7 protein-coding genes are annotated in these 6,991 nt (G+C 66.1%); 6 read left to right on the forward strand and 1 reads right to left on the reverse strand.

Annotated features, from left to right (window positions below; genetic code table 11):
- Positions 1–252, forward strand: a 252-nt coding sequence (locus tag E1218_RS34180) for an NAD(P)-dependent oxidoreductase (RefSeq protein ID WP_267900350.1), incomplete at its 5' end; no start/stop codon positions are given.
- 160 nt (positions 253–412) lie between these two features.
- Here the strand turns inward: E1218_RS34180 and E1218_RS38375 are convergent.
- Complete coding sequence (locus E1218_RS38375) at positions 413–667, reverse strand: PDDEXK nuclease domain-containing protein (protein ID WP_202866355.1); 255 nt, start codon at positions 665–667, stop codon at positions 413–415.
- A 140-nt stretch (positions 668–807) separates the two neighbouring features.
- Between E1218_RS38375 and E1218_RS34190 the strand changes: the two genes are divergently transcribed.
- The 5 genes from E1218_RS34190 to E1218_RS34210 all read left to right on the forward strand — a co-directional run bounded on the left by E1218_RS34190 (position 808) and on the right by E1218_RS34210 (position 6,783).
- Positions 808–1,857: a LacI family DNA-binding transcriptional regulator gene (locus E1218_RS34190; RefSeq protein WP_132327184.1), complete on the forward strand. Its 1,050-nt coding sequence runs from the start codon at positions 808–810 to the stop codon at positions 1,855–1,857.
- A 63-nt stretch (positions 1,858–1,920) separates the two neighbouring features.
- Positions 1,921–2,868, forward strand: a complete 948-nt coding sequence (locus E1218_RS34195) for an ABC transporter substrate-binding protein (protein WP_202866353.1) — start codon at positions 1,921–1,923, stop codon at positions 2,866–2,868.
- Between the two features lie 7 nt (positions 2,869–2,875).
- Positions 2,876–4,393, forward strand: a complete 1,518-nt coding sequence (locus E1218_RS34200; RefSeq protein ID WP_132327185.1) for a sugar ABC transporter ATP-binding protein — start codon at positions 2,876–2,878, stop codon at positions 4,391–4,393.
- On the forward strand, positions 4,386–5,405 hold the full coding sequence (locus tag E1218_RS34205; RefSeq protein ID WP_132327186.1) for an ABC transporter permease subunit: 1,020 nt from the start codon (positions 4,386–4,388) through the stop codon (positions 5,403–5,405). The genes E1218_RS34200 and E1218_RS34205 overlap by 8 nt, the downstream gene beginning before the upstream one ends.
- Positions 5,406–5,568: 163 nt before the next feature.
- Complete coding sequence (locus E1218_RS34210) at positions 5,569–6,783, forward strand: hypothetical protein (protein WP_202866354.1); 1,215 nt, start codon at positions 5,569–5,571, stop codon at positions 6,781–6,783.
- The last annotated feature ends 208 nt before the right edge of the window (positions 6,784–6,991 follow it).

A 6,991-nucleotide genomic window follows, 5' to 3' on the forward strand; every position in this document is an offset into this window, starting at 1 on the left:
GAGGGCGCCCTCATCGACGCACTCCGAGACGGCCCGCCCGCGTTCGCCGCACTCGACGTCACGACCGTCGAACCGCTCCCTCCTGGCAACCCGCTGCTCCTGTTGCCGAACTGCCTGGTCACGCCGCACATCGGATCGGCCACCACCGAGACCAGGACACGCATGCTGCGACTTGCCGTCGAGAACGCTGTCGACATGCTCGAAGGCAGGTGCCCGGGCGGTGCCCTCAACTCAGAGGTCCTTGAGTGCTGACGGGTTCGGGAGGGAGCGGCTCGGCGCGACGTGGAGGTGGTGGCCTTCGGCGAAGTACTCGTCAGCTACCGCAGCCGAGCTCGGAAGGGCCTGGATGCTGGTGGGTTTCGTGGGTTTCGAGTTCCCGGCGGGTGCGGCCAGTTCGACCGCGAGGGCATCTTCATCCGGAAGCGCGATCATGTACTCGGCGGCGAGGACAGGGTTTGCCGGCGCAGAGGATCAGGCCGACGGGCGGGTACTCGCCGGGCTTCATCCAGTTCTCCCGGACGTAGTTCAGATACGGGTGCATCTGGCCGGCGTCCTGATAGGAGAATCGGCCGATCTTGAGGTCGATGAGCCGCAGACAGCGCAGCGGCCGGTGATAGAGGACGAGGTCGACTCGGAACCACCTTCGCGGAGTACGCCTACATCCCAGGCCAAGTACGCCCTCGACGGGCTTCCCAACCCCCGTCCAGGCCTTGACGGCACATGCGGCCTCGTTCTACGGTCATCCCTAATCGTTTAGGAAGCCCCTCAGGGACCTGGTGACTCGAATCTAAACGTTTAGGAGACCTGGTGAGCAAGAAGCCGACGTTGCGTGACGTGAGTCGTGTGACCGGTCTGTCGATGTGGACGGTGTCTCGGGCGCTGGGTGATCTCAGTGGCGTGTCTTCGGACACTCGTGAGACGGTCCGGCAGGCCGCGGCTGAGCTCGGGTACGTGCCGAATCGGGTCGCGCAGGAGTTGCGCAAGAACACTCGGCGGTCGGTCGCGGTGATCACCGCGAGTACGTCGAACTACTACTACATCAACATGATGAAGGGCATCCAGCGCACCCTGCGGCCCACCGGTCGCACCGCGGTGGTGGCCGACATCGCGGCCGAAGGTGTCTATACCCGTGAGCTGGAGGATGCCACCGTCCAGGACCTGATCCAGTCGAGGGCCGCGGGCGTCATCGCAACCCTGACGCTCAGCCTGGACAGCGTGGAGTTGTTGGAGAAGTGGGACATCCCGGTGGTGTTCGTGGACTCCGATCCACCGGCCGAGGCGGCCATGGTTCCCGCGATCACCATGGACAACTTTGCCGCCAGCGTCGAAGTTGGCGCGCATCTGGCCGGGCATGGCTACCGCGACTGGTTGTTTCTGGCCTATCCCAGTCGCTGGTCGACTCGCGCCGACCGGGAACGAGGTATTCGCCACGCGTCGGAGCGGTTCCAGGCCAACCTCGAGGTAATCGAGAGTGAGAACGACGTCGAGTCGGCGTACGCGACCTTGTCGGCGCATCTCGACCACGGTTCATTGCCGCGGGCAATCGTCGCGGCGAACAACCCGATGGTGCACGGCGCGCTGCGAGTCCTCCACGAGAGATCGTTCGCGGTGCCCGACCAGGTCGCACTGATCGGGTACGACGACTTCGACTGGGCGCCACTGCTCAATCCCGCACTCACCGTGCTGGACCAGGACAGCGAGGACATCGGTGTCCAGGCGGCCCAGATCCTCACCCGGATCATCGAGGACCAGATCCAGTCCGAACGTAATGGCCGGCCACCGCGGCCGGCCTACCAGCCGGCTGACCGTCGGCGCGTCGAACCGCGTCTCATCGTCAGGCGCTCCTGCGGGTGCTGACGAGCCTGCTTTCACCCCTGTGACAGGCCGTTGCGGCCTGAAAGAGTACGAAGGAGACCACTCGTGAAGCTCTCCACTTTGGTTGCTGTGGCCTGCACGGCCACCGTGAGCCTGACGGCTTGTACCTCCGGCGACGCGAGCTCGTCGACCGGCAAGCCGGCCAAGATCGAGAAGATCGGCCTGATGGTGCAGGACATGTCGAATCCGTTCTTCTCTGCGATGGACAAGGGCGCCAAGGACGCTGCCCAGAAGATCGGCGCCACCACGAACACCCAGGACGCGCAGCTGGACCTGGCGAACCAGAACAACCAGATTGACGCGTTCATCCAGCAGGGTGTCGACCTGATCGTGGTCAGCGCCGTCGACGAGGACGGTCTGCAGCCGGCCATCGAGCGCGCGAAGGCCGCCGGGATCATCGTGATCGCCGTCGACACCCCAGCGAAGGGCGCCGACGCGGTGATCATGACCGATGCCGTCCAGGCCGGCGAGAAGTCGTGTGACTACCTGTTCCAGCAGATGGGCGGCAAGGGCACCTTCCTGATCGTCGACGGTACCCCGATCCAGACCATCCGCGACCGGATCACCGGCTGCAGGAACACGTTGAAGAAGTTCCCGAACATCAAGCTGGTCGGTCAGCAGGCATCGAAGAACGATCGTGCCTCGGGGCTGGCGGTCACCACTGACATGCTCACCGCGACGCCGACCGTGCAGGGCATCTTCGGCATGAACGACCCGTCCGCGCTCGGTGCCGTACTGGCGGTCCAACAGGCGCACCTTGTCGGCAAGGTGAAGGTGACCGGCGTCGACGGCAGCCCGGAGGCCGTGTCCGAGCTGCAACGGTCCGGATCGCCGTTCGTGGGCACCGCGACACAGAACCCGGCTGAGATGGTTCGGCAGGCGGTGAAGGTCGCGCAGGACATCGTGGACGGCAAGCCGCCCGCCGAGACGACCATCCTGATCCCGAGCGAGCTGGTGACGCGCGAGAACGTCAGTCAGTACAAGGGCTGGTAGCGCGACGATGACAGCCTGTCTCCTGCGCCTGGAGGGCGTCACCAAGCAGTTCGGTGCCACGCTCGCGCTGGACGACGTGCAGTTCGACCTCCGCAGTGGCGAGGTGCACGCGCTGATGGGAGAGAACGGCGCCGGCAAGTCCACGCTGATGAAGATCCTGGCCGGCAACATCCGCCGCGACGCCGGGCGGATCCTGCTCGACGGGGAGGAGATCGAGATCCGTTCGCCCGGCGACGCGGTGGCGCATGGCATCGCGATCATCCATCAGGAACTCAACACGGTCCCGACGATGACCGTCGCGGAGAACCTCGCACTGGGCCGGGAACCGCGGACCCGGTACGGCGTCCTCGACCGGCGGGCGATGGTCGCGTCGGCCCGCGCGAAGCTCGCCAGGATTGGCGCAGAGATCGACCCCCGCCGCGAGCTCGGCGAGCTGAGTGTCGGCATGCAGCAGCTGGTCGAGATCGCTCGCGCGGTCAGCGAGAACGCACGCATCCTGGTGCTCGACGAGCCGACGGCCGCGTTGTCGCGGGCCGAGTCGCTGCACCTGTACGACGTGATCGCCGAAATGCGCGCCCGTGGTGTCGGCCTGGTCTACATCTCGCACCGGATGGAGGAGGTCTGGCAGCTCGCTGATCGGATCACGGTGTTCCGTGACGGCGCCTTCGTCGGGACCCGGGACAAGGACGTGATCGGCCCGTCCGACGTCGTACGGATGATGGTCGGTCGCAGCCTCGATGCGCTCTACCGGCATGACGAGCACGTGATCGGCGACGCGGTCCTCGAGGTCTCGGAGCTGACCGACGGGGCCGGGGTCGGCCCGGTGAGCTTCAGGGTGCGGGCAGGCGAAGTCGTCTGCCTGGCCGGGCTGATCGGCGCCGGCCGCACGGAAGTGGCTCGGATGATCTTCGGCGCCGACAAGCCACGCGGTGGTTCAGTCCGGGTCAATCGGACAGTAATGCGGCCGTCGAGTCCTCGAGACGGTGTCGCGGCCGGTATCGCAATGGTGCCGGAGAGCCGCAAGGAACAAGCGCTGTTCCTCGACCACACGGTGGAGGAGAACGTCTCGATCAGCGCACTCGGCGATCACGCCGTCGGTGGGGTGCTCAAGCGCCGCGAGATCCGCGCGGCGGTCAAGGACCAGCTGCACACCCTGCGGCTCCGGCTCGACGCGCTCCACCTGCCGGTCCGGGCTTTGTCGGGCGGTAATCAGCAGAAGGCGACGCTGGCACGCTGGCTGATGCGCGACTGCCAGGTGCTGATCCTCGACGAGCCGACCCGTGGCGTCGACATCGGCGCCAAGAGCGAGATCTACGACATCGTCAACAAGCTCGCCGCGGCCGGCAAGGCGATCCTCGTCGTGTCCTCCGACCTGCCCGAGGCGATCGGCATCAGCGACCGGATCCTCGTGATGCGCGCCGGCCGCATCGTCCGCGAGCTCGACTCCCGCCACGCGACCGACGAGGACGTGATGTTCCACGCCACCGGAACCGCGGCGCACAACCAGGAGATGAATCATGACTGACCACAACCTCCTCGCCGACGGCGCACCGGTCTCCCGGCCGGTCCGGCAGCGGAGTTTCGACGTGGCCTACTGGTGGGACCGCGTCGGCATCCTCGTCGTCCTGGCAGCACTCGTCGCCCTGATGGCGGTGATCGCGCCGAACTTCGCCACTGTCGACAACCTGTTCAACATCGCCAGGTCCATCTCCATCAACGCGATCCTGGCCGCCGGTCTCACCTTCGTCATCCTCACCTCCGGCATCGATCTGTCCGTCGGGTCGATCGTCGCGGTCTCCGGCGTCGTCGGCGTGATGACCGCCCTGGCCGGCGTACCATCACCGCTCGCCGTCCTGCTGGCCGTGCTTGCCGGTGCCGTCGCCGGACTGGTCAACGGGTTGCTCACCGCGTTCCTGTCGCTAGCGGCCTTCATCGTCACACTCGGCACGATGACCTTCCTGCGCGGCCTGGCCTACACGCTGACCGAGGGACGCCCGATCGTGTCCAACCAGCTCAACTTCCGCGACATCGGAAACGGCTACATCGCGGGCATTCCGGCGCCGGTCGTCGTGATGGTGATTGTGTACATCGCTTCGTGGTTCATCCTCGAGCGGACACGCTACGGCCGGCACGTGTACGCCGTCGGCGGCAATGCCGAAGCCGCCCGACTGGCCGGCATCAACGTCCGGCTCGTCACCACCAGCGTGTACGTCCTCGCCGGTGCCTGCGCCGGCCTGGCCGGTGTGATCTTCGCCGCCCGCGTGGTGTCGGCACAGCCGACGGCCGGCACCGGCTACGAGCTCGATGCGATCGCCGCCGTCGTGCTCGGCGGGACCAGCCTGGCAGGTGGCCGCGGCCGCATCTACGGGACGTTGGTCGGATCGATCATCCTGGGAGTTCTCACCACCGGGCTGATCCTGATGAACGTCCAGTTCTTCACCCAGCTACTGATCAAGGGCGTCGTGATCGTCCTCGCGGTGGCGATCGACAGTCTCAAGCGGCACCCGATCCGGCTGACGCACCGTCCAAGTTCGTAGCCGGTGGCAACGACCCGCCCAGGAAGGAATGCTTGTGGCCCATCCCCGTGTCGTCGTGACCGACCCAGTCCCCGGGAAACGACACAACGAACCGATTCGCTTCACCGTAGACGCCGAACTCCACGGCGACCTATGGACCGCGCGGACCTCAACCGGTGAGGACATGCTGTGCCAGCGAATCGAGACCGGATCGAACGGCACGACATTCGTCGCCGTACTGAGCTTCAAGGACACGGTCGAGCTCGAGCTCACCGGGCCGACAGCCGAGCCGGTGAAAGGCATCTCCCAACTCCCGGCGCGCGAATCGGACGCGTTCGTCCGCCTCGACACCGGCTACTTCGACCTCGAGATGTGTCGCGGCACCGCGCAGGGCACCGGTTCGTCGAAATGGGGACTCCGGCACTTCTCGACGCTGGACGAGGGCATCGACCTCCTGCCGTCGGGCAACAACGCGATCGGCGGCTTCTACGGGCCCTTCTTCACGCCGGAGAACGGACTGGTGAATCCACCCGAACACACGACGGTCGACATCGAAGTCGTCGAACAGGGACCGGTACTGCACCACTACCGCATGCACGGCGTCGTTCCCGATGGACAGCTCGACGAGCTCAAGGGCAAGTCGTTCACGATCGACTGGTGGTTCAGCCACGGCACGCCGTACTTCGAACGGCGGTACCAGATCGACGACTTCCAAACCGTCATCAACGGCCGATCCATCACCAACAAGATCACCGTCGGCGACGAGTTCGAGGGCGGCCGCGGAGAGCTCGTGTTCGACCGCTTCGAAGCCTACGGCGGCACCCGCTACCGGACTGGCGATCCGTACGCGGGCGAACTCGTCGCCATGGTCGGCGAAACGCTGGCGGAGTCGACCTCGACCCAGCCGAAGTACGCCGAGTTCCGCGAGCTCCTCGCGGGTGATCTGGAGGCCGCGCACTGGGACCTGTACTGGCGATTGTTCAGCGCCTGGGAGAACGCGCTGACTCCTGACGAGATTCGCGACCGGCTCGGCCGGGTACGGGCCGCATCGCATGTGCTGGCCGACCTGCCAACACGACCGTGGAGCCTTGCCAACGCGCCGGTCGACGTGTCCTCAGCACCGCACGCGACCATCTTTCCGGGAGCAGCCGCCAAGACCGCCGAGTTCCATTCGAGACTTGGTCGCGCCATGGTCTGGTGGACGTCACAGCCATCCGGCGCCTTCCAGATCGTCCAGCGACGGCAGTCGGGGTGGGTCAACTGGGGCACCAACGGCGAGAACGAATGCCCCGAACTCCCGGTCGGCGTCACGATCAAGGCCGCGTACGGCCCCTTCGGCGCACTGTGGCACGAAATCGCCGATCAACTCGAAACTCCACCGACCGTGCACGTCAGCTGACCCCGGCTGAATCGTCCCGGGTTTGATGCACCCTCGGTTATGTGAGTGCGACCGGTTGGTCGTCTCGGGTTTGTGCATAGTAATCGGCCTCGGCTTCGGCGGGTGGACGTCGGTCGAGGCGGTGCATGAGCCGGCTGGTGTTGTACCAGTGGACCCAGTCGGCGGTGATGGCCTCGAGGTTGCTGAGGCCGGTCAGGGGGCCGCGGCG

It is taken from the genome of Kribbella turkmenica, from assembly GCF_004348725.1.
Lineage (GTDB): Bacteria > Actinomycetota > Actinomycetes > Propionibacteriales > Kribbellaceae > Kribbella > Kribbella turkmenica.